Annotated in this window: 19 protein-coding genes; 10 read left to right on the top strand and 9 right to left on the bottom strand. The window is 60.0% G+C overall.

The window, feature by feature from the left end:
• Positions 1–2 precede the first annotated feature (2 nt).
• The 5 genes from BHV64_RS13360 to BHV64_RS12875 are packed head-to-tail and all read left to right on the top strand — an operon-like array spanning position 3 to position 8,196.
• The gene (locus BHV64_RS13360) at positions 3–680 is read left to right on the top strand and encodes a carboxypeptidase regulatory-like domain-containing protein (protein ID WP_410519247.1); all 678 of its coding nucleotides are present in this window, start codon (positions 3–5) and stop codon (positions 678–680) included.
• Positions 586–3,735, top strand: coding sequence for a SusC/RagA family TonB-linked outer membrane protein (locus BHV64_RS12890; RefSeq protein WP_373084284.1), 3,150 nt, complete (start codon positions 586–588; stop codon positions 3,733–3,735). The genes BHV64_RS13360 and BHV64_RS12890 overlap by 95 nt, the downstream gene beginning before the upstream one ends.
• Before the next feature lie 27 nt (positions 3,736–3,762).
• Positions 3,763–5,412, top strand: a complete 1,650-nt coding sequence (locus tag BHV64_RS12885) for a RagB/SusD family nutrient uptake outer membrane protein (RefSeq protein WP_138265376.1) — start codon at positions 3,763–3,765, stop codon at positions 5,410–5,412.
• Positions 5,413–5,427: 15 nt separating this feature from the next.
• Complete coding sequence (locus BHV64_RS12880) at positions 5,428–6,357, top strand: zinc-binding metallopeptidase (protein ID WP_138265377.1); 930 nt, start codon at positions 5,428–5,430, stop codon at positions 6,355–6,357.
• Positions 6,358–6,369: 12 nt separating this feature from the next.
• Positions 6,370–8,196 (top strand): DUF4302 domain-containing protein, encoded by a 1,827-nt coding sequence (locus tag BHV64_RS12875; RefSeq protein WP_217726849.1) that lies wholly within the window; start codon positions 6,370–6,372, stop codon positions 8,194–8,196.
• A gap of 87 nt (positions 8,197–8,283) precedes the next feature.
• Here BHV64_RS12875 and BHV64_RS12870 read toward each other — a convergent pair whose 3' ends face one another.
• The 3 genes from BHV64_RS12870 to BHV64_RS12860 are packed head-to-tail and all read right to left on the bottom strand — an operon-like array spanning position 8,284 to position 14,019.
• Positions 8,284–10,686: a transglycosylase domain-containing protein gene (locus BHV64_RS12870; protein ID WP_022062190.1), complete on the bottom strand. Its 2,403-nt coding sequence runs from the start codon at positions 10,684–10,686 to the stop codon at positions 8,284–8,286.
• Between the two features lie 44 nt (positions 10,687–10,730).
• Positions 10,731–13,670: a DUF2268 domain-containing protein gene (locus tag BHV64_RS12865; protein WP_217726851.1), complete on the bottom strand. Its 2,940-nt coding sequence runs from the start codon at positions 13,668–13,670 to the stop codon at positions 10,731–10,733.
• Between the two features lies 1 nt (position 13,671).
• Positions 13,672–14,019 (bottom strand): translation initiation factor, encoded by a 348-nt coding sequence (locus BHV64_RS12860; protein WP_015547394.1) that lies wholly within the window; start codon positions 14,017–14,019, stop codon positions 13,672–13,674.
• 84 nt (positions 14,020–14,103) lie between these two features.
• Between BHV64_RS12860 and BHV64_RS12855 the strand changes: the two genes are divergently transcribed.
• Positions 14,104–15,201 (top strand): DUF4435 domain-containing protein, encoded by a 1,098-nt coding sequence (locus BHV64_RS12855; RefSeq protein WP_022062188.1) that lies wholly within the window; start codon positions 14,104–14,106, stop codon positions 15,199–15,201.
• Between the two features lie 82 nt (positions 15,202–15,283).
• Here the strand turns inward: BHV64_RS12855 and BHV64_RS12850 are convergent, their stop codons facing one another.
• Both BHV64_RS12850 and BHV64_RS12845 read right to left on the bottom strand, forming a co-directional pair.
• A complete protein-coding gene (locus tag BHV64_RS12850; protein WP_015547392.1) occupies positions 15,284–16,540 on the bottom strand; it encodes an aspartate kinase in 1,257 nt (418 codons plus the stop codon).
• Positions 16,541–16,755: 215 nt separating this feature from the next.
• Complete coding sequence (locus BHV64_RS12845) at positions 16,756–18,888, bottom strand: prolyl oligopeptidase family serine peptidase (RefSeq protein ID WP_288116179.1); 2,133 nt, start codon at positions 18,886–18,888, stop codon at positions 16,756–16,758.
• An 85-nt stretch (positions 18,889–18,973) separates the two neighbouring features.
• Between BHV64_RS12845 and BHV64_RS12840 the strand changes: the two genes are divergently transcribed.
• Positions 18,974–19,801: a 2,3,4,5-tetrahydropyridine-2,6-dicarboxylate N-succinyltransferase gene (locus BHV64_RS12840; RefSeq protein WP_147619899.1), complete on the top strand. Its 828-nt coding sequence runs from the start codon at positions 18,974–18,976 to the stop codon at positions 19,799–19,801.
• Between the two features lie 2 nt (positions 19,802–19,803).
• Entirely contained in the window at positions 19,804–20,529 is a 726-nt protein-coding gene (locus BHV64_RS12835) for a biotin--[acetyl-CoA-carboxylase] ligase (RefSeq protein WP_015547389.1), read from the top strand.
• Positions 20,530–20,533: 4 nt separating this feature from the next.
• Here BHV64_RS12835 and BHV64_RS12830 read toward each other — a convergent pair whose 3' ends face one another.
• Positions 20,534–21,163, bottom strand: a complete 630-nt coding sequence (locus BHV64_RS12830) for a hypothetical protein (protein ID WP_149887191.1) — start codon at positions 21,161–21,163, stop codon at positions 20,534–20,536.
• Positions 21,164–21,339: 176 nt separating this feature from the next.
• On the opposite strand from BHV64_RS12830, the gene gcvH reads away from it, so the two are divergent.
• Entirely contained in the window at positions 21,340–21,717 is a 378-nt protein-coding gene (gene gcvH / locus BHV64_RS12825) for a glycine cleavage system protein GcvH (protein WP_015547388.1), read from the top strand.
• Positions 21,718–21,959: 242 nt separating this feature from the next.
• Positions 21,960–22,901 (top strand): malate dehydrogenase, encoded by a 942-nt coding sequence (gene mdh / locus BHV64_RS12820; RefSeq protein WP_022062254.1) that lies wholly within the window; start codon positions 21,960–21,962, stop codon positions 22,899–22,901.
• A 121-nt stretch (positions 22,902–23,022) separates the two neighbouring features.
• On the opposite strand, the gene BHV64_RS12815 is transcribed toward mdh, so the two are convergent.
• The 3 genes from BHV64_RS12815 to greA form a co-directional block, all read right to left on the bottom strand.
• The gene (locus tag BHV64_RS12815) at positions 23,023–25,326 is read right to left on the bottom strand and encodes a TonB-dependent receptor (RefSeq protein ID WP_217726854.1); all 2,304 of its coding nucleotides are present in this window, start codon (positions 25,324–25,326) and stop codon (positions 23,023–23,025) included.
• 235 nt (positions 25,327–25,561) lie between these two features.
• On the bottom strand, positions 25,562–25,891 hold the full coding sequence (locus tag BHV64_RS12810) for a hypothetical protein (RefSeq protein ID WP_171024685.1): 330 nt from the start codon (positions 25,889–25,891) through the stop codon (positions 25,562–25,564).
• A gap of 136 nt (positions 25,892–26,027) precedes the next feature.
• Positions 26,028–26,504: a transcription elongation factor GreA gene (gene greA / locus BHV64_RS12805; protein ID WP_015547385.1), complete on the bottom strand. Its 477-nt coding sequence runs from the start codon at positions 26,502–26,504 to the stop codon at positions 26,028–26,030.
• Positions 26,505–26,536 lie beyond the last annotated feature (32 nt).

Below are 26,536 nucleotides of genomic sequence, written 5' to 3'. Positions count from 1 at the left end.
CAATGCCGTTTTCCGATATTTTTGTAGAAGCCCTGACGAAAGTTTCCGCTTCCCGAAAGGCTTATTTGCGACACCTATATATAAAACCCGCATGCTATGAAGAAAACGCACTTGTTTCGGCATCAGAGGTATTCGCATCCAAATCGGACGATCGCCGGAAAATCATTCCGGGCAGTCTCCGCATCGTTTTCCGTATTCCAGTTCCGCCGGTCGAAATACCGGAAGCAACGGCATCCGAACGACCCGCTCTTCGGCTGATCCGCCGTATCGCCCTCTCTCTTACGTTCGCATCCTCCCGCAGCATCCCTACCCATACCCGCTGCACGCTTATTCAAACGCACTGTTCCTTTTCCGATAGCCGACGGCCCATCGGAAAGGCAGCCGGCCCGAACCTCGTACCAAACCCATTTAAATTTTCGCCTATGATAAAAAAATTGCTCTTATCGCTATCGGCGGTTTTCTGTATGACGGCAGCTTCGGCCCAGACCCAGACGGTCAAAGGCCGTGTCGTCGATGAGAACAACGCACCGGTCATCGGTGCGACCGTTGTCGTCAAGAACCGCCCGACAATCGGCACTTCGACCGATGTCAAGGGAGAATTCGCACTTCAAGGAGTCCCGAAAGGAGGGGGGGGGGAAACTCCAAATCTCTTATGTAGGCTACAAAACCCAGGATGTTGACATTGCACCCGACATCCGGGTAAAACTCGAACCCGACGCCCAGGCCGTAGAGGCCGTCGTGGTGACGGGTATGACCAAGATGGACAAGCGGCTGTTCACGGGAGCCGCAGACCAGCTGGTTGCCGACGACGTGAAACTGGCCGGTATGGCCGACATCAGCCGCGGCCTGGAAGGCCGGTCGGCCGGCGTATCCGTCCAGAACGTATCCGGTACGTTCGGAACCGCCCCGAAAATCCGCGTGCGCGGCGCCACATCAATTTACGGCAGTTCGAAGCCGCTGTGGGTCGTGGACGGCGTCATCATGGAGGACATCGTCGACATCGACGCCGACGACCTCTCCTCGGGCGACGCCACGACGCTCATCGCATCGGCCATCGCCGGACTCAATGCCGAAGACATCGAGAGCTTCAACATTCTGAAAGACGGCTCCGCCACCTCCATCTACGGAGCGCGCGCCATGGCGGGCGTCATCGTCATCACCACCAAACGCGGCCGCGCCGGCGTGAGCACCATCAACTACACCGGCGAATTCACCTACCGCATGATTCCGTCCTACCGGGATTTCAACATTATGAACTCGCAGGACCAGATGTCGGTGTACATGGACATGCAGAAAAAAGGCTGGCTCAACCTCGCCGAAACCATCACCGATTCGGAAAGCGGCGTATTCGGAAAGATGTACCAGATGATTGCGGCCGGACAATTGCAAAACGACGACGCGAGCATCGGGAATTACCTGCGCGCGGCGGAGTTCCGCAACACGAACTGGTTCAGCGAGCTGTTCAACAACAACGTCATGCACACCCACTCGGTGAGCCTCACGTCCGGAACCGACAAATCGTCCTACTATGCGTCGCTGAGCGCCATGAGCGACCCGGGCTGGACGAAGACCAGCAAGGTGGAACGCTACACGGCCAACATCAACGCCACCTACAACATCTTCAAAAACCTGTCGCTGAACCTGATTTCCAACGGCTCCTACCGGAAGCAGAAGGCGCCGGGAACCCTGTCGTCGGCAACCAACTACGTGACGGGCGAAGTGAAGCGCGAATTCGACATCAACCCCTATTCCTATGCGCTCAATACGTCGCGCACGCTCGACCCCGACGAATTCTACACGCGAAACTACGCGAGCTTCAACATTCTGCACGAACTGGACAACAACTACATCGACCTTTCGGTCGTCGAGACCAAATTCCAGGCCGAACTGAAGTGGTCGCCCGTCGAGGGCCTCGACCTGAGCGCCCTGGGCGCGGTAAAATACCAGGCCTCGATCCAGGAGCATAACATCACCGAGTCCTCAAACCAGTCCGTCGCTTACCGGACCGTCGAACCGACCACCGTCCGGGACAACAACCCGTTCCTTTACACCGATCCGGACAACCCCTACGCCGTTCCGGTGACCGTGCTGCCCAAGGGCGGTATCTACGAACGCACGGACAACAAAATGCTTTCGTACGACTTCCGCGCGTCGGCGACCTACAACAAAACGTTCAACAACACGCATATCATCAACCTCTACGGCGGTATGTCGGTGAACAAGATCGACCGGCACAACACCTGGTTCCGCGGCTGGGGACTCCAGTACGATATGGGTATGGAGCCTTACTACGATTACCTGGCCTTCAAGCAGGGCATGGAGAGCGGCAGCAAGTACTACACGATCGGCGACTCGTTCTATCGCGAAGTGGCCTTCTTCTTCAACGGAACCTATTCTTACAAGGGACGCTACACCATCAACGGAACCTACCGCTACGAAGGGACCAACAAGATGGGCAAGAGCCGCAAAGCCCGCTGGCTGCCGACGTGGAATATCTCCGGGGCATGGAACGTCCACGAGGAGAAGTTCTTCAGCCACGTACAGCCCGCCCTGTCGCACCTGTCGCTCAAAGCCTCTTACTCGCTGACCGCCGACCGCGGCCCGTCTTACGTCACCAACTCGCTGGCCGTCATCAAAGCCTCGACCCCGTGGCGCCCGACCAGCGGCGATACCGAAACCGGCCTCAAGGTTTCGAGCCTCGAAAATGCACAGCTCACCTACGAGAAGAAGCACGAGCTGAACCTCGGACTCGACGTCGGGTTCGTCAACAACCGGATCAACCTGGCCTTCGACTGGTACAAACGCAACAACTTCGACCTGATCGGCACGGTCACGACCCAGGGTATCGGCGGCGAGATCTCCAAATACGGCAACGTCGCGGAGATGAAATCGAACGGCGTCGAAATCAGCCTTTCGACCAAGAACGTCCAGACCAAGAACTTCAGCTGGACCACCAACTTCATCTACTCGCACATCCACAACGAAGTGACCAAACTCGAAACCTCCACGCGCGCAATGACGCTGGTTTCGGGAACCGGATTCACGATGGAGGGGTATCCCGCCCGCTCGCTCTTCTCGTTCCAGTTCGCAGGATTGAACGAAGTCGGACTGCCGGTCGTGGTCAACACGGAAGGCAAACTCAGCTCCAGCTCCTTCAATTTCCAGGACAGCAACGAGAACAACCTGAAAACGAATCTGGTCTACTCCGGACCGGTCGACCCGACCGACCTGGGCAGTTTCGGCAATACGTTCCAGTACAAGGGATGGCGTCTGAACGTCTTTATGACCTACTCGTTCGGCAACGTCGTGCGGCTCAACCCGGTCTTCAGCAGCATTTACTCGGACCTCGACGCCATGCCGCGGGAATTCAAGAACCGCTGGATGGTCTCCGGCGACGAAGCCGTCACGAACATCCCGGCCATCGCCTCGAAGCGCCAGCGCCAGCTAAACTCCTCGATTTCGTACGGGTACAGCGCCTACAACTACTCGACGGCACGCATCGCCAAGGGCGACTTCATCCGCATGAAGGAGATTTCGCTTTCGTACGACTTCCCGAAGAGACTCATTTCGAAACTGCGGTTCTCTTCGCTTTCGCTCAAACTGCAAGCCACGAACCTCTTCCTGATCTACGCCGACAAGAAGCTCAACGGCCAGGACCCCGAGTTCTACAACACCGGCGGCGTCGCAGCCCCCGTGCCGCGGCAGTTCACGCTCACAATCCGAATCGGACTGTAAAATCTGATTTATCTTAAAAAGATTCCTATGAAAAAAAGCATCATATATTTACTGGGCATAGCGGTCGTCATTCCGGCATTCATGTCGTGCAGCGATTTTCTGGATCAGAATCCCGATCTGCGCACGACGCTGGATTCCGAAGAGAAGATCGCCAACATACTCGTCTCGGCCTACATCAGCGGGGCAGGCAGCTACCAGCTCGTTGCGGAACTCTCCTCGGACAACGTCTGCGACTACGGCATCACAAAGAATTACAACCAGTTCTATCAGGATGTCTACGAATGGGCCGAAGAGGTTACCAGCAACAACGACGCCCCGCGGAACATCTGGAGTTCCAACTACAACAACATCGCCAACGCCAACCAGGCGCTTTCGGCCATCGAGGAGCTGGGAGGACCTACCACCACGAGGCTCAAGGCCAGCAAAGGCGAAGCGCTGATTTGCCGGGCTTATTCCCATTTCGTACTGGCAAACATGTTCTGCATGCCCTACAACCCGGCAACAGCCGGGAACTGCCTGGGCATACCCTATATGGACCACGCCGAAACCGACCTCAACCCCAGGTACGAACGCGGAACGCTCCAGGAGGTCTACGAGATGATCGGCAAAGACATCGAAGCGGGCATCCCCCTGATCGACGACACGGCCTATTCGGTTCCGAAATACCACTTCAACTACAAGGCCGCCTGCTGCTTCGCCTCGCGCTACTACCTGTTCATGCAGGACTGGGACAATGCCATCAAATACGCGACGATGGCCCTGACCTCCAACCCGTCGTCGCTGCTGCGCGATTACAGTGCGATCGCCGCTCTGCCGAACGGCACCAGCAGGCATCAGGAATATGTCAATTCGGCCAGCACGGCCAACTTCCTCCTCCAGGCCGCGACATCGAACAGCGGACTGCTTTTCGACTGGTACTCCACCGCCGGCCGCTATTCGCACGGCAAACTGCAAGGAATCTATGAAACCGTTCAGCCGAAAAAAGGCGGTCCGTGGGGCAGCAGCGTGACTTTCAAAGCGCCGCATGCAGTGCTTGCCTCATCGGGCAAATACGTTCTTCCCCGGACATGGCGCGTGTTCCAATACACCGACCCGGTCGCCGGAACCGGATTCAACAAAGCGATTTCCGTTCTCTTCACCTCCGAGGAGGCGTTGCTCAACCGCGCCGAAGCCTATATTATGAAGATGAACGAAGACCCGACGGCGCTCGACAAGGCCCTGGAGGATATAAACCTCTACGCCGCGAACCTCTTCTCGGCAGGGTTCAAATCCATGACGGAGGCTTCGATCATCAAATGGGCTACGGAAACCTACCCCGACTACTCCGAACTCTACGTCGGAAAGACCTCGGTCAGCAGCCCGCAGACGCTCAATCCCAAGAAAAAGCTCCATGCGGCCCCCTACAACACGCTCGAAGAGGGCGGCCCGCAGGAGAGCATGCTTCAGGCGCTCATCTTCATGCGCCGCTACCAGTTCCTCCACGAAGGCATGCGGTGGTTCGACACCCGTCGCTTCGGCATCACGGTCTACCGCTACCTGCTCGATGAAGACGCCGAAACCGTCGTGCAAATCACCGATCAGATCAGCGACGAGAACGGTACGGCCGATCCGCGCCGCGCCCTGCAACTCCCGGCCGACGTTATTGCCGCCGGCCTGACCCCCAACCCGAGAAAATAACAAACCAAAGTGCGTATGAAAAAGAATCTGATATATCTGCTCTTTTCCGTCACGCTGCTCTGCGCAGCGCTGACAGCCTGTTCGGACAACGACGATCTGGATTCCACCAGCGTGGTCAGGCCGACGACCACCGAACAGAACGACCTCGACCGCTGGCTCAAGCGCAACTACGTCGAAACCTACAACATCCAGCTCAAATACCGGTTCGAGGACATCGAGTCGAGCATGGGCTACTACCTCACACCCGCCAGCTACAAGCAGTCGGTCGCCATGGCCAAACTGGTGCGCCACATGTGCCTGGAAGCCTACGACGAGATAACCGGCAGCACGGATTTCATCAAGGCCTATTTCCCGAAAATCCTCTTCCTGGTCGGCTCGTATGCCTACAAGACCAACGGAGCGATGGTGCTGGGAACGGCCGAAGCCGGGGCGAAGATCACGCTCTACAACCTCGACAACCTGAACCCCAAGACCGTCAATGCGAAGACGGCCTATTTCAAGACGATCCACCACGAATTCGGACATATCCTCAATCAGACGAAACCTTACCCCACCGATTTCGCGGAGATTTCCGGCCCGGATTACGTACAGGACCAATGCTTCGAAATCTACAAGACCACCGAATCGGCGCTGCAAAAAGGATTCATTTCCCCGTATGCATCGAAAGCCGACGGCGAGGATTTCGTGGAACTCATCGCCCTCTACGTCAACCGGAGCGCAGAAGAGTGGGAGGAGATGCTGACGACGGCCGGCGACACGGGACGGCCGAAAATCGAAGCCAAATTCGAAATCGTCTCCAACTACATGAAAAGCACCTGGAACATCGACCTGAACGAACTGCGGGAAATCGTACTGCGCCGTGCGGAAGAAGCGCCCAACCTCGACTTCGACTCGCTGGATGACGAAGATACGGACACGCCCGAAAATTCCGGTACAAACGAATAAGCGACACCGAATATGAAAAAAACAGCAATCATACTATTTCTGGTTCTGGCCATTCCTGCCCTGCTCACCTCATGCCTGTTCGACGAGGAGGATCTTTTCGACAAGTCCGCCTCCGAACGCATCGAAGCCGCCAAGCAGGAGGCCAAGACCGTGCTCGAAAGCGCTGAAAACGGATGGCACGTGCGCTATTTCCCCTCCCCGACCCAGGAGTTCGGCGGATACAACCTGTTTTTCAAATTCTCCGAAGGCAGCGTCACCGTTGCCTCCGAGATCGAAAGCAACCCATCCACCACCGAGACGAGTCTCTATTCGTTCGGCGAGGATCTGGGCGTCACGCTCAATTTCGATACGAAAAACTCGCTCATCAATTACTTCGTACACCCGAAAAATCCCGACAACATCGGATCGACCTACAAGGGCATGGAGGGCGACTACAAATTCACGGTGATGGAGACATCCGCGGCAATGGTCGTCCTGCGCGGCATCATCACGGGGAATTACTACATCCTGACCCCCGTTTCCGCGGACACCGACTGGTCGGAAGACCTGGAGACCTACCGGAATAATGCGGAAGACATGTCATTCAACACCTATTCCTTCGTCGTGAAAGACAAGACGTATTCGGCAACGCTCACGAACCGTCGCTTTGCGGTCAAGATCGACAGTGAAACCACCGTGTACGCACCGTTCATCTACACCAAGGCCGGCATCAGTTTCTACATGCCGGTCGAGATCGACGGAGTGACCGCACAGAACTTCACCTTTGTCGACGACTACTATTTCGCCGAAGTCAACGGCGCCGATTTCAAGATTATGACGCCCGAGCCGGTCCGGTCGGACATCACGTTCGAAGTGACCGCTCCCGATGCCACGAAGACCTACAACAGCGTTACGGTGAATACAGTTCCATCAACGGATACGGAGTACTACTACATGGGGCTGATGCTGAAGTCCGAATTCGAGGCCCAGCGCGAGAAAAAGCTCCTGCAAAGCCTGGTCGGCACGCTCAACGGCAACATCGGCGCAGGCGACGATCCCGAAGCGATCGCAGCCAGCCTGCTCCACAAAGGTGCGGACACCTATACGCTCAACTATCCGAGTTTCTACGACGAGTACGTAGCCGTCGTATTCGGATGCGCCGTCTCCAACGGATTCATCGTCTCCACCACGCCCATCACGTCGCTTCCGGTTTCGATCGACGCCTCGCTCTTGCCGGACAATACCGATCCTCTCTACAAGAGATGGCTGGGCAAATGGAGAGTTACGAGCACCACCTCGCAGGTAAACGAAGCTCCCGTAACGTTCGAGGTTATCGTAAAACCGGGCACCGTCAACTCGTCCTACATGATCCGGGGCTGGGGCATCACGATCTACGGAAACAGGTACGACCTGCGGGCATATTACCAGGCATCCTATAATGGCGCCTCCACTCCGGCCATCCCGATTCCGAAGTCGACCGGTATTCTCTACACGAAAACCGACAATGCGATTTACGGCTACGACGGAGTCTACCCGATCCGGACTCGCTACTCCCGTATAACCCACTCGACCGGAGCCTACTCGTCATTTACGACGACCCAGACCTCGCCCAAACTCGTCGGCATTTACGACGAGGCGCAGGCAGGCCAGGCAACGATGTACGGTTCCGGCTACAATACCGGCACCGATTACGTCGGCATAGAGTTCTTCAGATGGACGGAAAACCAGGCATCCTACTACACCTCGCCGGCTGTCCGTCCGGGCTATACTGCCAAAGACTTCCCGGTGGGCCCCTTCACGTGGGTTCAGCTGATAGACGCCGACGGGAACGACCTCACCACCGGCACCCCGGCCGAATAAGCGAAACCGGTTCGATCCTCAAATAAGTCCGGGCCGCCCATTGAGGGCGGCCCGGACTTTTATCGGATACAGAAAACCCGGTCCGTGTCAGTCGAAGAAATTCTCGTCCTCGGGGTTGTTCCGCCCCTCGGAGTCGACTTCGTCCTCGCAGTCGTAACGGGGCATCATCGCCGGACGCACGAACTGGTCCGTACGGCTGATACCGAAACGACCGTCGTCGTAGATCTTTTTCATATATTCGCCCACGATCGGCAGCGCCATCACGCTGCCCTCGCCGCCGCGGATGAAGTGCACCGACTGGTCCTCGCCGCCGACCCAGGCGCCGGTCACCAGCTTCGGGGTCACGCACATGAACCACGCGTCGCGGTTCTTGTTCGAAGTTCCGGTCTTGCCGCCGATCTCCATGTCGGTCAGCCCGAACTGCCACCGCAGACGGCCCGCCGTCCCCGAGTTGACCACGTCCTGAAGCATCGTGAGCATCGTGTAGGCCGTGCGTTCGCTGACGGCGTCCTGCGACTGGGGAATGAAACTGGCGATCAGGTTGCCCTGACGGTCCTCGATGCGCGTCACGAAGATCGGATCGGTGTGCACGCCCTGATTGGCAAAGGTCGAGAAGGCGCTCACCAACTCGTAAACGTTCGATTCCGAAGAGCCGAGAGCCAGCGCCGGAACGGGGTCTATGTAGCTGCGGATGCCCATGTTATGAATGAAATCGGCCACGGCAGCCGGCTGCTTGGCCTGCTTCATAATCCACGCCGAGTAGTTGTTGCGGCTGCGCGCAAGTCCCCACTTGAGGGGGTGCAGCACCCCGTCGTACTCGACATTGCCGGCCTCCTTGGGCGACCAGGCCGTACCGTTGGCCGTCTCGATGGTCGTCGGCAGGTTGGGAACCATCGTGCAGGGCGTCAGGCCCAGATGGTCGATGGCGAAGGTGTAGACGAAGGGCTTGATCGTCGAGCCGATCTGGCGTTTGCCCTGCTTGGCCATGTCGTACTTGAAGTAACGGAAGTTAGGCCCTCCGACATAGGCTTTTACAAAGCCCGTGGCAGGATCGAGCGACACCATCGCGGCACGCATGATACGCTTGTGGTGGAGGATCGAGTCGCGCGGCGTCATCAGCGTGTCGCGCTCGCCCTTATAGGTGAACACCCGCATGTTGCAGGGTTTGTCGAAAGCGGCGTTGATCTCCTTCTCGCCCGCCCCGGCGTGCTTCATCTCGCGGTAACGGTCCGAATAACGGACGGCATGGCGCATGATCCGGTCGCGCTCCTCCTTGTCGGCATCGACGAAAAGCGTCTTCGTCGCCCGGAACTGCGCGTCCATCTTGGGCTGAATCTCCTTCTCCATCTGCCGCTGCACGGCCTGCTCGGCATAGGTCTGCATCACGGAGTTGATCGTGGTATAGATTTTCAACCCGTCGCGGTAGATATTGTAGGGCGTGCCGTCGGCCTTGCGGTTCTTGTGACACCAGCCATAGAGCGGATTCTCGTTGTACTCCTCCACCGCCTGGTCATAGTCCCACTCGTTGTAGAACTGGCTGCGCTTGGGAGGCCGGGCGTTCATCACCAGCCGCAGCATCTCGCGGAAATAGGTCGCCGCACCCTCGTTGTGCGACACGGGCTTGTAGTTGGTCACGATCGGCAGCGCCGCCAGCGAATCGCGCTGCCTGCGGGTCAGCGCCCCGGCCTCCTCCATGCGTGAAAGCACGAGGTTGCGGCGCACGAGGGCGTTCTTGGGATTCAGGATGGGCGAATAGCGCGTCGGGGCGTTCACCACCCCCACCAGCACGGCCGCCTCCTGCACGTTGAGTTCGTCCGGCTCCTTGTTGAAGAAGGTGTGGGCCGCCGACTTGATGCCGAAGGCGTTCGAGCCGAACTCCACCGTATTGAGGTACATGGCGGCGATCTCCTCCTTGGTGTAGTTGTATTCGAGTTTGAGGGCCGTGATCCACTCCTTGAACTTCGAGGTCACGAGTTTGGCCTTGCGGACGACGGCGCCGCGGTTGCGGACCGTATCGCGCGGAAAGAGGTTCTTGGCCAGCTGCTGCGTGATGGTCGAGCCGCCGCCCTGCGAGGTGTTTTGCAACAGCAGGGTCTTCACGGCCACACGCGCCAGCGAAGGAATGTCGATGCCCGAGTGGGTGCGGAAACGGACGTCCTCGGTCGCAATGAGCGCCGCGACGATGGGCGGAACCTCATGCCCGGCCAGCCGGATGTGAAGCGTCGAATCCGACGGATAGAGGTCGGCGTACTGCACATAGGAGCGGTTCTGCACGAAGAAGGTTCCGATCACCTTGCCGTCCTCGGAGTAGATCTCCGTGGCGAGGTTGCTGCGGGGATTCTCCAGCTCCTCGAACGAGGGCATGCGGCCGAACACGCCGAAGACCGTGAGCACCAGCATCAACGCCACGAGCGCAAAGGGTGCGAAAGCCGCGTACCAGATCCATTTTATCGTTTTCGGGCTGACACCCGTCTTTTTTTTCTGTCCCATACGACGATATTTGCGACAAAGATACGAAATATATTACAAATCCCTCAAAACGGCAGTCCCACCGACGCTGCGACGTACACCCCGCCGCTCGACGGATGGTAGCACGACAGCTTGAAGGTCGAAGTGGCCGACGCCGGCTGCCGGAAGGCGTTGAAGTCGAAAACGATGTCTCCGCCCACCGACCAGATCCGCCGCCACGTCATTCCTCCGCGGCCCACGTCGCGGAACTGCGCGTAGTCGCCTCCGGCGTTGAGCCGGATGCGCTTGATGTAGATCACCGAGCCGATGCCGCCCTCGGGATACCACACCGGCAGCTGGTAGTTGGCCTGAAAAGCCGCGTAGTTGTTCGACACGATGTCCGCGGAGGTGAACCCGCGCGGAACCAGCCGCGTGGATTTGTAGCTCAACGGAGCATATCCCGACGGAAACTTGTAGCCGCCGATCGAGGTCTGGTAGGTCGCGGCCACCAGCACCGAGTTGTGGGGCGCGAATCCCGGCAGATAAGCCTGCCCGTAGAACGAAATCAGGTCGCTGAAATGGGCGTTCTCGGGGTTGAACGTGTAGTTCGCGCTGAGGGTGTAGCCCCAGCGGGGCGCGATGTCGCGGTGCGCCATGCGCACCTGGTCGGAGAATCCGGCTCCGAACGAAACCTTGTGCAGCCCCTCGCGGAAACCGACCCGCTGAATGTTGGAGATGCTGCCGTTCTCCCATTCGATCTTGCCCAGATCGGCAACCATGCCGTTGGAGTAGTTCCAGCCCGCCGAGAGGGAGAGCTGGCGCGTGTGATAACCCCGCTGGAAATAGAGCGGCAGCGTGGCCGACAGCCCCACGGAGTAATATTTGTCGGGAGCAGGACGGCTTTGGTAGACCGGATTGCCCTGCCCGTCGCGGCCGGCCAGCGAGTAGAAGAGCTGGTTGCCGCCGTAGGAGGCGTCCAGGTCGAAACGCACGCCCAGTCCGAAATAGCGCACGCCCAGATTAACGAGCGAGCCTTCGTGCCGGTTCCAGCCGTAGGAGGCGTAGGCCTCGGCGCTCGAAAGCAGGTTCTGCGAGATCAGCGTAAGGCCCACATTGAGGTCGATCACGTGTTCGTCGACCGCCGCAAAGGGGTTGAACGCCACAGGCATCCAGCTGTGGGCGTTCACCAGATTGGGCACCTTGCGATACCGCTTCGCGCGGAACTCGCCGGACTGTCCGACCGAATCGGCGCGCGTATAGCGCACCGTGTCGAGGTTCACCACGTCCCAGCGTTTGCGGGGCGGGTTCACCAGGTTGACGGGCAGCCGCGAAGGCGTGACGGGAATCAGCAGGCTGTCATCGGCGGCGACCCGCTGCTCCGCGACGCGGTAGCCGAGGCGGTCGTAGGTCGTCAGCAGCACCCCTCCGTCCGCCGGGGCGGGCGCGAAGGAGCCGTAGGCCGAGGTGGTGATGCGGTATTCGCGGCGGGCCATCAGGTCGTAACAGTGGGCCTCGTCGCGGCCCGAGGCGATCGAGCCGTAATAGAGCTTGCCGCCCCCAGCCCGCAGGTTCGAAAGGGTGATGTAAGCCCCCTCGGTAATCGGGTGCAGGCCGTCGGAGTCGATGCGGCCGATCCACATGCCGCTGTCGTCCGTGACGAGGACGTACCACGCCACCGTACGATCGTCCCACGCCAATCCGTGAATCTCCGACCGGACGGGCGTTTCGAACCGCCGTTCGGGACCCTCGCCGTGCCGCACCACGACCGTATAACGGCCGTCGGGATTGTACTCGACCCATCCGAACTCCTCGCCCGAAGCCGTGGGATAGAGCGTATTTCGCTGCCGTTCCGCCGTGCGGGGCACACCGTCGGCGAGGTCCATGTAACACAGTTGCGAGTTGACGCGCTGTTCGAAAAGCGTGGAACGGCGGTACTCGGTCCACCAGACGCGGCCGTCGGCCATCGACGGACGGGTCGAGACCAGCCCCGTATGGCAGACCGTCCGTTCCCCGCCCGTACGGCGGTCGATCACGACGAAACGCGAAACGCGGTCGAGGTCGGTTTTCAGCGCCACGACGGCCGTGTCGCCCAGCGGCAGGGGCCACTGGTAGGTCGTGTGGTTCTTTTCGGGCAGCGCGGTGAGCGGCACGGCGCTGTCCCCGGTTTCCGGCAGCGAATCCCAGTAGCGTTCCAGTTCGTCGAAGGTTTCGCGGAAGAGCTTTATGACGTTGGTCTTGTAGAATTTGCCCAGCGCCACGCGCGTGGTGGCCAGCACGTAGGGGTTGCGCGACCCGTACCACGCGACCTTGTCCCAGATGTTCTCGCCGTAGCGTTCCCAGGCGTAGGAGCATATCTGATAGCCCAGCTCGTAGTGGTCGGGAATGTAGTCGCGGTAGGAGCCGCAGAACCAGCGGTCGATGTTGCGGCGGTCGCGGCCGACGCTGCCCATGGCGCGGTAGGCCATCGAAAACGAAGGCTGGAGACCGCGGCCGAACGACGAGTGCATCGTTTCGGACATCACGGCGTCGCCCTCCATGGCCCAGATCGGCATGCACAGCAGACCGATGGTCGACCCCTGCTGTCCGAGCACGTAACTCAAGGCGCGGATGACGCCCCGGTCGAGGTTGTTGTACTGCACGGCGTGGCGGTACTCGTGGGCCACGAGCTGCTTGTACCACGGCATCGAATAGCTGTCGACGGCGGGCGAGGTGAGGAATTCCACGCGCTTGGGAAGGTACATCACCAGTCCGTTCGACTGGAAATTCTCGGGATGCATGACGAAGGGAATGCGCATCGGGCCGTGGCGGAACCCGTAACCGATGTCGGGCCGGACCGAGCGGATGTAGAACAGCGTACGCCGGGCAATGCCGGCGACCGTATCGGGATAGATCATCCGCACGTCGGGCGTACGGATCGCCGACCACTTCTGCGGAGGGTCCGAACCCCAGGTGTAATACTGGGCCGCGGCGCGTTCGGCGCCGCACAGCGCGCACAGCAACGCCAAGAGGAGAAGCTGCCGGCGCACGTTACGAACCGGCTTTTTTGCAGCGGTAGCCGCTGCGGATGAGCAGTTCGGCCACACGGTCGCGGTGGTCGCCCTGGATGATGATTTCGCCCGCCTTCGCCGAACCGCCGACGCCGCACCTGGATTTCAGCATGCGCGCCAGCTCCTGAAGGTCGGCATCTCGGCCCACGAAACCTTTGACGAGGGTCACGACCTTGCCCGCCCGCTGTTTGCGGTCGAGCCACACGCGCAGGTCCTGCTGCCCCGCAGGCAGCGTCTCGGCTTCGGGTTCGTCGTCCGTTTCGTAGTTGAAACCCGGGTCGGTCGAATAGACCATCCCGAGCCGTGATTTCCAGTCGTTGTCGGCCATAGTTGTTCGAATGGTTGAAATTAAACGCCGAAAGCGGCGTCATTTATTGCGCAAAATTAGCAAAATATTTATCTTTGTTAATGCATGGCAAAGAAGTTCCGCGAAAAACTGCGCAAGTTCAACCCCTTCACGCGTCCGATGACGCTCGACGAACTGCCCAAACCGCTGCCGGCCAACCCCGACCAGCGGCTGGTGAAGGTCTATGTCGAAGGCTACGAAGACGTGGCCTTCTGGCGCGGCATCTTCGACCATTTCCAGAATCCCTACCTGCGTTTCGAAATCTCGGTCCCCGACCGCGGCGACCTGCCCAAGGGCAAGAAGGTCCTCATGGGCATGATCCCCCGTTCGTCGGAGGAACTGCTCCTCTGCGTCGACTCCGACTTCGACTACCTCTTCGCCGGGCGAACGCCCCAGTCGAAGGAGGTCGCCGAGGCCAAATTCATGTTCCACACCTACGCCTACGCCACCGAGAACTACCTCTGCTACGCCCCCTCGCTGCACAACGTCTGCGTCAAGGCCACCAAGAACGACACGCGCATCTTCGACTTCGTGAAGTTCATGCACGAATATTCGTGCACGATCTACCCGCTGTTCCTCTGGTACGCCTACTCGGCGCAGCTGGCCACGGAAAACGTCTTTCCGCTGATCGACTTCAAGCAGTCGGTGCGCATCGGCTACCTCGACATCGAGGACAACGGCTCGAAGACGATCGAGTGGCTGCGGCGCAACGTCTCGAAGCGCGAGAACCTGCTCCGCCAGCGCAACCCGCGGATGATCGAACCCATGAAGGAGTTCGAGGTGCAGCTCCGCGGGCGCGGCCTGACGCCCGAAAACGCCTACCTGTTCATGCACGGCCACACGCTGATGGACAACGTGGTGCTGATCATGCTCAACACCGTGTGCGAGAAGCTGCGGGCCATGTCGATCGCCAAGATCACCGCCTCGAAGAAGCAGGGCGTGGCGCTCAAGAACGAGATGTCGAACTACACCAACTCGCTGCGCTCGATCCGCGACGTGCTGCTCGACAACGAAAACTACACCAAAAGCCCGCTTTACAAACGGTTGGAACGCGACATCGAGCGGTATATCGCCCGCACGATCTGGAACATGAAGCGCAACGGCGAAATCCGCGACACGTCGATGATCGGCATTATCCACAAACTCCGCACCGGACAGCAATAACGGAAAAAAGAGGGGCGGGAACGCGGACACGCTCGAAACGCATCCGGCGACTCCCGCCCATGAATCCGGCCCTTGGGACCGGTTATTCCCGTTTGCGGACCACGCGCACGGTGGACTGCGTGGCCTGCCGCACGAAGACCTGCGGACCGCGGGCGTAACGCCGCCACAGCTCGTCGGTATAGCCGCGCACCGTGAGCAGCTCCATGTTCTCGGCTTTCATCACGTCGAAACCCGCCTCGCGCAGCGCCTCGATGGCCTCGTCGATATGCCACGAGTTGTCGACGCACAGGCTCAGGTTCACGGCCGAATTGTGGATCAGGTTGGCCTTGATGCGGAAACGCTCCAGCAGCGAGAAGATCGTGGCGAACTTCTCTTCCAACACGAAGGAGAAATCCCGCGACCGGATGGTCAGCAGCACCTGGTCCTTCTTGAGGATCAGGATCGGAACGTCGACCGGGGCCGACATGCCTCGGATCACCGTGCCGGGTTTGCGCTTGTCGCCGAAGGGCCGCACGTAAAGCGGAATATTCTTGTTCTGGAGCGGCTTGATCGTCTTCGGATGGATGATCTGCGCGCCGCTGTAAGCCAGTTCGATGGTGTCGAGGTAGTTCAGCTCGGCGATCTGCACGGCATCGGGAAACGCTTTCGGGTCGGCGTTCATCACGCCGTCCACATCCTTCCACACCGACATCGACTCGGCGTCGAGAATGTTGGCCACCACGGCCGCCGAGTAATCCGAGCCTTCGCGCCCCAGGGTCGTGGTCGTGCCGTCGGGCGCGCCGCCGATGAAGCCCTGTCCGATGAAGATGTTCTCGACGCATTTGCCCAGCGCGTTTTTCAGCAGCGAAGCCGAAGCCTCGATGTTCACCCCGGCGTCCTTGTGGCGCTGCTCGGTGAGAAAACAGCGGCGCATGTCGATCCAGCGGTTCGACACCCCGGCGTAGTTCAGGTACTCGGAGATAATCGTCGTCGAGACCAGCTCGCCGTAGGCCACGATCGTGTCGTACCACAGTTCGGCGTCGCCGGGTTTGTAGACGGTCTCCGTCGCGACCTTTTCCAGTTCGCCGAACAGCGCGTCGACCGCCGGCAGCCGCTTCGGCTCGTGCCACAGCTCGTCGATGATCTCCGCATGGTACTTCCGCAGCGACTCGACATGCTCCAGCGAGAGCTGTTTATCGCCTTTCTGAAGCCCCTCGAACACCTTTTCCAGGGCATTGGTCGTTTTGCCCATCGCCGAAACGATGATGAACAGGTTCTGCTCGTCGTCGATGATCTTGCGCAGATTCCTCACTCCGTCGGCATTCCGCACCGACGCACCTCCGAATTTATAGACTTTCATGTTATTTCGCTTATTAACCTAACGTACCTTCCTTTACCTTTTGCACAGTTGACCGCTGTACTCTCGCGGCCGATGGCCGCGTTTACAAATCTACCCCACCCCAAGCCCCTCCCGCGGGAGGGGCTTGTCGCGACGCAACCGGGATTTCAACCGGGATTTCGACCGGGATTTCGACCGGATTTACAACCGGATATCCCGAAATGAAAAACCAATTTTTAATTCTCAATTTCCCGATACGGAACGCCGATGTTCTGGAACAGGAACGCGTACATGTCGGCCGCCTCGTCGATACGCTTCGAAGTGGGTTTGCCGGCGCCGTGGCCCGCTTTCGACTCGATGCGGATCAGAATCGGGGCGTCGCCCGCCTGGGCATGCTGCATCGCGGCGGCGAACTTGAACGAGTGGGCCGGAACGACGCGGTCGTCGTGGTCCGCGGTAGTCACCAGCGTCGCGGGGTATTTCACGCCCTCCTTTATATTGTGCAGCGGAGAGTACTTGTAAATATAGGAAAACTGCTCCTCGTTCTCCGACGAACCGTACTCCACGGCCCAGCCCCAGCCGATGGTGAACTTGTGGTAGCGGAGCATGTCCATCACGCCCACGGCCGGAAGGCACACGGCATAGAGGTCCGGACGCTGCACCTCGCAGGCGCCGACCAGCAGGCCGCCGTTCGAGCCGCCGTGGATGGCCAGCTTGTCCGTCGACGTGTATTTTCCGGCGATCAGGTACTCGGCGGCGGCGATGAAGTCGTCGAAGACGTTCTGCTTGTTTTCGAGCATGCCGGCCTTGTGCCACTCCTCGCCGTACTCCGAGCCGCCGCGCAGGTTGGCGACGCAGTAGATGCCGCCCTGCTCGACGAACATCAGCGCCGAGGGGTTGAAGCCGGGCGTGAGGTTGATCTGAAAACCGCCGTAAGCGTAAAGCAGGCAGGGATTCTTGCCGTCGCGCTTCATGTCCTTGCGGCGGGTGATGAACATCGGGACCTTCGTGCCGTCCTTCGAGGTGTAGAACACCTGCTCGGTCGTGAACAGTTCGGGATCGAAATTCACCTCCGGAGCCTTGTAGAGCGTCGATTCGCCCGAAGCGATGTCGTATTTGTAGATCGTGGCCGGAGCCGTGTAGTTGGCCAGCGTATAGTAAAGTTCCGAGTCCTCCTCCCGGCCGTCGAATCCGCCGACCGAGCCGATGGCCGGAAGCGCCACTTCGCGCACCTGCTTGCCGGCGTAGTCGTACTGGTAAATCCGGCTCTGCGCATCCTGCAGGTAGTAGGCGAACAGGCTGCCGCCCGCCGTGCCCACGCCTTCGAGCAGGTTCCTTTCACTCTCGGGAATCACCGTTTCGATCATCCCGGGACGGTTCAGATCGACCTTCATCAGCGCGTAGTTCGACGCATCCCTGTTGGTCACGTAATAAAGCCGGTCGTCCTTGCAGTCGACGGGCGAATAATCGGCATCGAAGCCCGGCAGCAGGACGCGGAATTTCGGGTCCGACACCCTTTTATAGAGGACCTCCGTTCCCGACGTGCCCTCCGAAGCTATGACGAAGAGCCATTTGCCGTCCTCCGAAGGCCATGCCGAGAAGTAACGCAGCGGATGTTCCCGGTCCTCGTAAATGAGCCTGTCGGCCGACTGGGGCGTACCCAGCGCATGGTAATAAACCTTCTGGAACTCGTTCTTGGAAGAGTAGGCGTTTTGCTTCGGGGCATCGTAGGCGCTGTAATAGAATCCCTTGGAATCGGGCGCCCACCGTGCGCCCGAGAATTTCACCCACTCGATCTTGTCGGCAGCGAGCGACTTGTCGGCGGTGTCCATCACGCGGATCTCCACCCAGTCCGAACCCGACGCGGCGGCCGAATAGGCAAACCAGCGGCCGTCCTTCGAGAAGGACATGTCGGTCAGGGCCACCGTCCCGTCGTCGGAGAGCTTATTGGGGTCGAGGAACACCTCGCCGGCCTCGCCCGGCTCCTTCGTGCGGTAGATCACCGACTGGTTCTGCAAACCGTCGTTATAAGTGTAGTACCACCAGTCGCCGTGCTTGCGCGGGGCGCTCTCCTTGGCGTAGTTCCACACTTCGGTCAGCCGCTCGCGGATGGCCCCGCGGAACGGAATTTGCGAGAGGTAGTCCTGCGTCACGGCGTTCTCGGCGGCGACCCACGCGGCCGTGGCCTCCGAGTTGTCGTCCTCGAGCCAGCGGTAGGGATCGGGAACCTCCGTGCCGAAATAGTTGTCCACCACGTCGCCGCGCACGGTCTCGGGGTAAGGCTGATGTTTTATCTGTTTCATATTGCCGCAGCTTGCCGCCGCCGCTGCACCGAGCAGAAGGGCGGCTTTGATGGATAAATGCTTCATAATTGAACCGTTTGGGTAATGATCGGGACAAAGTTATGAAAAATTCAATATTTTCAGTAATTTTGCCTATTGAAAACAACAGACTATGCACAACGAACTCAAAACGATAATCGAGCAGGCGTGGGAAAACCGCGCGCTGCTTCAGGACCCCGCCGTGCAGCAGGCCGTACGGCAGGTCGTCGAACTGGTGGACAAGGGCGAACTCCGCACGGCGGAACCCGTCGACCCGGCCAAAAGCGAATGGAAGGTCAACGAGTGGGTCAAGAAGGCCGTGATCCTCTACTTCCCGATCCAGCCCATGCGCAAGATGGAGGCCGGCGAACTGGAGTGGTACGACAAGATGGAACTCAAGCACGGCTACGGGGAGCTGGGCGTGCGGGTCGTGCCCCAGGCCGTGGCGCGCTACGGCGCCTACATCGCCCCGGGAGCCATTCTGATGCCTTCGTACGTGAACATCGGCGCCTACGTCGACACCGGCACGATGGTCGACACGTGGGCCACGGTGGGCTCCTGCGCCCAGATCGGCAAACACGTCCACCTCTCGGGCGGCGTGGGCATCGGCGGCGTGCTCGAACCCGTGCAGGCCGCGCCCGTGATCATCGAGGACAGCTGCTTCATCGGCTCGCGCTGCATCGTGGTCGAGGGTGCGCACGTCTGCCGCGAAGCGGTGCTCGGCTCGAACACCGTGATCACCGGCTCGACGCACATCATCGACGTCACGGGGCCTGAACCCGTCACCTACAAGGGCTACGTGCCGCCCCGCTCGGTGGTCGTCCCGGGCAGCTACCGCAAGCAGTTCCCGGCGGGAGAATACAGCGTCACGTGCGCGCTGATCATCGGCCGGCGCAAGGAATCCACCGACAAGAAAACCTCGCTGAACGACGCCCTGCGCGACTTCGGCGTATCGGTATAGACATGATTCACCGCATCGAAGAGACCACCTCGACCAACGACGACGCCCGCGACGCGAAATACCGCCACGGCGACATCGTCTGGGCCGAACGCCAGACCGCCGGCCGCGGCCAGCGGGGCCATAAATGGTCGAGCGCCGAGGGTCTGAACCTCACCTTCTCGCTGGTGCTCGAACCCCGGTTCCTGCCCGCCGGCGAACAGTTCCTGCTCAACGAGGCCGTGGCCCTCGCTCTCACCGACACCTTCGCGCAGTTCGGCATCGCGGCGCGCATCAAGTGGACCAACGACATCTATGCCGGGGACAAAAAGCTGGTCGGCATCCTGATCGAACACAGCTACTCCGGGCAGACGCTCGCCCGCACGATCGTCGGAATCGGCATCAACGTCAACCAGACGGAGTTCGACCCCGCGCTTCCGAACCCCGTGTCGATGGCCATGGTCGCGGGACGCACGTTCGACCGCGGCGAGGTGCTCGAAGCCTTCCGCCGCCACATCGGCATCCGCTACGCCCAGCTCGAGCTGGACGAACGGGAAACCCTCCAGCGCGACTACCGCGAACGGATGTACCGACTGGGCGAACGGCATACGTTCCGCTACCCCGACGGCACGCCGACCGAGGCCTCGATCGAGGGCGTGCGCCCCACGGGCGAATTGCTGCTGCGGCACGCCGACGGCACGCTCCGGGAATATCTGTTCAAGGAGATCGAATTCGTGATTGCCGGGAAATAGCCCGTCAGGGGTCCGGCAGCAGGTAGACGACGTGCACGAAAGGCCGCGTCCCGCCCGCTTTCAATTCAACGGAGACTTCGGTCAGCAACCGAACATACCGGCGGCGCATATCCGATCCCAGAAGAGGGTCCTCCTTTCCCCCGACGAGACTCCGGGCCACAGGCAGCCGGTAGGCGGAATCGCCTGCGGCATACGATTCCCAGGGATACCTCTGATTTTCAATCACGACTCCCTGCAACTCCGCAAAATCCGGATCGTCCGGAAAATCGTTGTCGGCCGCACCCATCCGTCCGCCCGTCATTCTGCGCGTCCGGGAAACGACGCGCGCCACGTTCCTGCCGTAAAACCGGCAGACAGGGTCCCCGAGCGCCGTATTCGCGACTCCGGCAACGGAGATGAACGTTATCAGCGTATCGCCGGCGACAAACACGACCCGGGGATCGCGGCAGGAGGAGGCTCCCTCGCCCCGGGGTATCGCCGCGTCAAGCCCATCCATTCCGAAGCATACGCCGCCGCCCAGCCGGCACGGCAGCGTGTCCGGCCGGAAGCGCTCCGGCATCTCTCCGTACGGAGTCTGCGCCGCAACAACCTTCCAGATGCACAATGCAACCAGCAGAGCAACCCGTTTTTTCATCGCAAACACACCTTTGGACAACACAAGATAACGGATATTCTCCGCCGCACCAAATCCGGGGCGCAAAATCAGACGAAAAGTACAGAAATAATAACCGAAACCTCTTGCTGTTACAGAAATAACAGTTATATTTGCATCGTAAAACAGCCTAATTCAAATCAAATTTTAAGGATATTATGAACGTACCTGCAAATCTGAAATACTCCAGCGACCACGAGTGGTGCCGCATCGAGGGTGACACGGCCGTTATCGGCATCACCGACTTTGCCCAGAGCCAGTTGGGCGACATCGTTTTCGTCGATGTTCCGACCGTGGGCGAGACGCTCGCCGCAGGCGAGGTTTTCGGCTCGATCGAGGCCGTGAAGACCGTGAGCGACGCGTTCCTTCCGGTGGGCGGCGAGATCGTGGAATTCAACGAGGCCGTGGACGCCGATCCCGCCGTCGTCAACCGCGACGCCTACGGCGAAGGCTGGCTCGTGAAGGTCAAAATGTCGAACCCGGCCGAATACGACGCCCTGCTCGGCGCCGCAGACTACGAGAAACTGATCGGATAGTCCGAAGGAGAATTAAAAATGAAAAATTAAGAATTAAAAATTAGTTTTTCATTTCGGTTTATCCGTCCGTTTTCCGGTCGAAAATCCGGCCGCAGGCGAAAATAAACAAGGAAGCCTTCGGATAAAGTCCCCGCCAAGGCGGGGATTTAGGGGTGGGTCCAATTTGCAAACGCGGCGGAACGCCGCGAATGGAACCATCCAAGAGAAGCAAAACGAACAATTAACACAAAATACTTACTGTTATGTCAAAAGTTACTGTCGTAGGTGCAGGCGCCGTAGGTGCAACCTGTGCAAACGTGATGGCTTGCCGCGAGGTGGCGAGCGAAGTGGTCCTCATCGACATCAAGGAGGGTCTCTCGGAAGGCAAGATGCTGGACATGTACCAGTGCTCGACGCTGATGGATTTCGACACGAAGGTCGTAGGCGCAACCAACGACTACAAGACGACGGCCAATTCGGACGTGGTGGTCATCACCTCGGGCATTCCCCGCAAGCCGGGCATGACCCGCGAGGAGCTGATCGGCACGAACGCCGGCATTATGAAGGGCGTGATCGAGAACGTCATCAAGTACTCGCCCCGCGCCATCATCATCGTGGTTGCCAACCCGATGGACACGCTGACCTACCTGGCCCTGAAGGCTTCGGGACTCCCGAAGAACCGTATCATCGGCATGGGCGGCGCATTGGACTCGGCCCGCTTCAAGTGCTACCTGGCCAAGGCCACGGGCGCTAACATCAACAATGTCGACGGCATGGTCATCGGCGGCCACGGCGACACGACGATGATTCCGCTCGTATCGAAAGCCACGGTCAACGGCGTTCCCGTTTCGCAGTTCGCTTCGAAGAAAAAACTCGAAGAGGCCGTCGCCAACACGATGGTCGGCGGAGCCACGCTGACCAAACTCATCGGCACTTCGGCATGGTACGCTCCCGGCGCAGGCGCAGCGATGATGGTCGAGGCTATCCTCAACGACCAGAAGAAGATGGTTCCCTGCTGCTGCTACCTCGACGGCGAGTACGGCCAGAAGGACATCTGCATCGGCGTTCCCGCGATCATCGGCCGCAAGGGCATCGAGAAGATCGTGAAGATCGACCTCACGAAGGAAGAGGCCGAGAAGTTCGCCGCTTCGGCCGAGGCCGTCCGCAAGACGAACAACATCCTGCACGAGATCAAGGCGCTCTAAACCGGGGGTGGGTGGCGGACCGGAATACGGAAAGCCTGTCCCGCAAAACCCAGGGAACTCCTTTACAAAAGCCGCTCCGACGATTCGGAGCGGCTTTTTCGTATCCGGAAAGGAGCGTCTATCAGAAGCTGACCTTCGCGCCGATGAACCAGCTGCGGGGCAACGAAGGTCCGTAAATGTAGCCCGAGTCGCGGTCCACGCCCTTGTCGAAATCCTTCTGGTAAGCGTTGAACAGATTCTGCACGCCGCCGTAAAGCTGGAGGGTGATCTCCTTGTAGACCCGCAGGTCGTAGGCCAGACGCAGGTTCACGTCGCAGAACGCAGGCGTCGTGACGGCCACATCCCGCTCCACGCCCGATCCGGCCATGTGCTGCACGAGCATCTCGCCCGTGCAGGTTCCCGTCACGTCGGCCGTGAAATTGCGCAAGGGCTTCAGCGACGCCGTGAAATAACCGTACAGATCGGGCGTGCGGAACATCCGGCGCACGGGAGGCACCGTTTTGTCCTCGCTCCAGTATTCAGGCTCGACATAGCGGCTCCGCTGCCACGTCACGCCCGCCTGCAACTCGAACCAGCGGGTGAAAACCGCCCGGCCTTCGGCGTTCAGGCCCCTCACCGTGGCGCCCGAACCGTTGTAACGCTCCTTGATTTTGCCGCCGTCGGCCGTGTCCTCGATGTCGCGCAGGGCGAACACGTCGTCGAGACGGGTGTAGAATCCCTCGACGAGCAGGTTCGTCTGCACCCGGCCGAAAGTGTGGTAGAGGTCGGCCGAGAGGCTCACGCTGTGCGAGCGTTCCTCCTTCAGATCGTCGGCAAGCCGGATGCGGACCCGCTTGCCGCCCACGATGGCGATGTGCATGTCCTCGTCGAAGGCCTGCGGGGCGCGGTAGCCCCCGGCATAGCTCACACGCAGGTTGACCGACTCCGAAGGATTGAAGCGGACATTGGCCCGGGGGCTGAAGATCGCATGGTCCACGAGGTTGTGCTTGTCGAGGCGGCCGCCGATGAGCAGCGACCATTTCCGGGTCTTCCATTCGTTCTGGAGATAGGCCCCGACGATGTGCACCGCCTGGTCGGTGCGGATGTCATAACCGATCGAACGGTCCGAAAGGTCGTCGTAGCTGTACTCCGTACCGAGCGTCAGCTCCGAGGGCATGAAGAGCAGTTTGCGGAAGGCATGGACATACTGCATGCCCGCGGCGAGGGTCAGGTCGTGCGTCGTGCCGTAGGCGTCGAGGTCCTGCTTGCTGCCGTAATAACTCTTGCGGGCCGTGTTCTGGAACGAGGCGTAGGCATTGAAGTGGTTGCTGCGGTCGGCCGACGAGATGTCGAACGAAAGGCTTCCGCCGTCGATGGCATGGTCGGTCTGCTCGGCGACGAAGGCTTCGTGGGGCGGCTGCTTCAGCAGGTCGCCGCCCCGGCGGTACTCGTCGATGTGGTGGTACTGCGCCGTGATGCGCGAATAGGCCCCCGTGCGGAAGAACGAGCGCATGCCCACGGACTGGCTGCTGATGACGGGCAGTTCGGTGAATCCGTCGCCGTCGTGGTCGTAGCCCGAACGGTGGCGGCTCTGGCCGAAGACGCTGATGCCCGCACGGCCGCTTTCGGAGACGATCGAAGCGTTGAGCATCGTGTTGTTGTCGTAGGAGTTGCTGCCTCCGAGCGAGGTCAGCGTATGCGACAGCTGAGCCGAACTGCGCGTCGGCTCACGGGTGATGATGTTGATCGTGCCGCCGATGGCCGACGAGCCGTAGAGCGCCGACCCGCCGCCGCGCAGCACCTCGACCCGCTCGATCATATTGGCCGGAATCTGCTCCAGCCCGTAGACACCCGTCAGGGAGGAGAAAACCGGATGCGAGTCGACCAGAATCTGCGAATAGTGGCCGTCGAGACCGTTGATGCGGACCTGCGTGAAGCCGCAGTTCTGGCAGTCGTCCTCGACGCGCACCCCGGGCTGGAACGAAAGGCCCTGGGCCAGGCACGAGGCGTTGGCCCGTTCGAACAGGCCGGCGTCCAGCACGCTCACCAGCGCCGGAGCTTCGCGCCGCAGCGTCTCCGAACGGCTGGCCGAGACGACCACTTCGTCCATCGAAATGCCGCTCTGCGCCACCTCGAAGTTGAGTTCCCGGGTCTCGCCCCGTTCGAGAGCGACGGTCATCCGACCGGAGGCATAGCCCAGCGCACGGACTTCGAGCGTCAGTTCGCCGACAGGGAGGTTTTTCAGGAAATAGTGGCCCGAAGCGTCGGTCGTCGTACCGAAAGCCGTGCCGACGACGGCCACCGAGGCGTAGGGAATGTGTTCATGGGTTTCACGGTCCACGACGTGGCCGAAAAGATTCGCGTCCGTGCTTTTGCGCGGCGCTTCGGCCGCGAGCACGACAAGGCTCTGGCACACGGACAGCGCCAACAAAATATATCGTTTCATACGAAAGTATTGAATAATGGTGAAAGTAAGTCCGCTCCGGCATGCGGATGATTGCGGCTTCCGGCCGCGTTTACAAATCCGGTCCACCCCTGAATCCCCTCCTCGGAAGGGACTTACGGCGTAAAAACACACGCCGCTTCCGCTTTGACGGCTCGGCAAACGATAAATCGTCGGCCCTCGCCTGTCGCCGCAGTTGTCGCGATGCAGCCGGACATGCCGATATTACGAAACGCAATTACGCCGCCGGAGGCGCCCGCAGGGAGAAACGCCGGACCTCGACCGCACATTTGCAGCGCGTGGCTTCGGGTTGCAGCACGGCCAGCACCTCGGCGTAGAATTCATGCGGAGGCTGGGTCTCGGCCAGGTAGGGGAAGAAATAGAAATCGTCGACGACACAGAATTCGACGACCTGTTCGGCAGCGCCGTTGTCGGGAACCAGATCGCCGCTGAAAGCCGCGAAATGGGCATGGTCCTCCAAATAGATATGCACCTTCTGACCCGCATGGGCTGCGAGCAGAACGGCCAGCATAAAGGCCGCGAGGCATTGTTTGAGGCGGAGGTGCATTGTCTTCACGGTGGCGAAGATACGAAAAAAAGGGACCGCGACAAGCGGCCCCTGCAAAAACACCTACAAATGAGGATGTATGTCCTGTCCGGCACTCCCCGGGGGAAGCGGACACCCCCGGAAAAAGCCGGGCGGTTCAAATGCTGATGTCGAGGATCTCGAAATGGATCGTGCCGGCCGGAACCTCCACGTCCACACGGTCGCCCTTCTTGCGGCCCAGCAGCGCCTTCGCGATAGGCGTGCCGATCGCCAGTTTGCCTTCGCGCAGATTCGCCTCGTGCTCGGCGACGATCGTGTAGGTCATCTGCTTCTGATTGTTGTGGTTCAGAAGCGTCACCTTGCTCAAAATCTGCACTTTGCTCTTGTCGATCTTCGACTCGTCGATCACGCGGGCGTTGGCCATCGTATCCTCCAGTTTGGCGATACGCATCTCCAGCAGCCCCTGTGCCTCACGGGCGGCATCGTACTCCGCATTCTCCGAAAGGTCGCCCTTGTCGCGCGCTTCGGCGATCGCCGCCGAAATCGCCGGACGCTCGACGGAACGCATGTGCTCGAGTTCGTCCTTGATTTTCTTGTAGCCCTCCGCTGTCAGATAAATAATCTCTTGTGCCATAATCCAATAACTCTCCGGAATCTCCCGCCGGA

This window comes from Alistipes sp. 56_sp_Nov_56_25 (assembly GCF_001915285.1).
Classification (GTDB): Bacteria; Bacteroidota; Bacteroidia; order Bacteroidales; family Rikenellaceae; genus Alistipes; species Alistipes shahii.
Note: the sequence above shows the minus strand (reverse complement) of the source record. Positions and strands in the feature narration are given on the sequence as shown.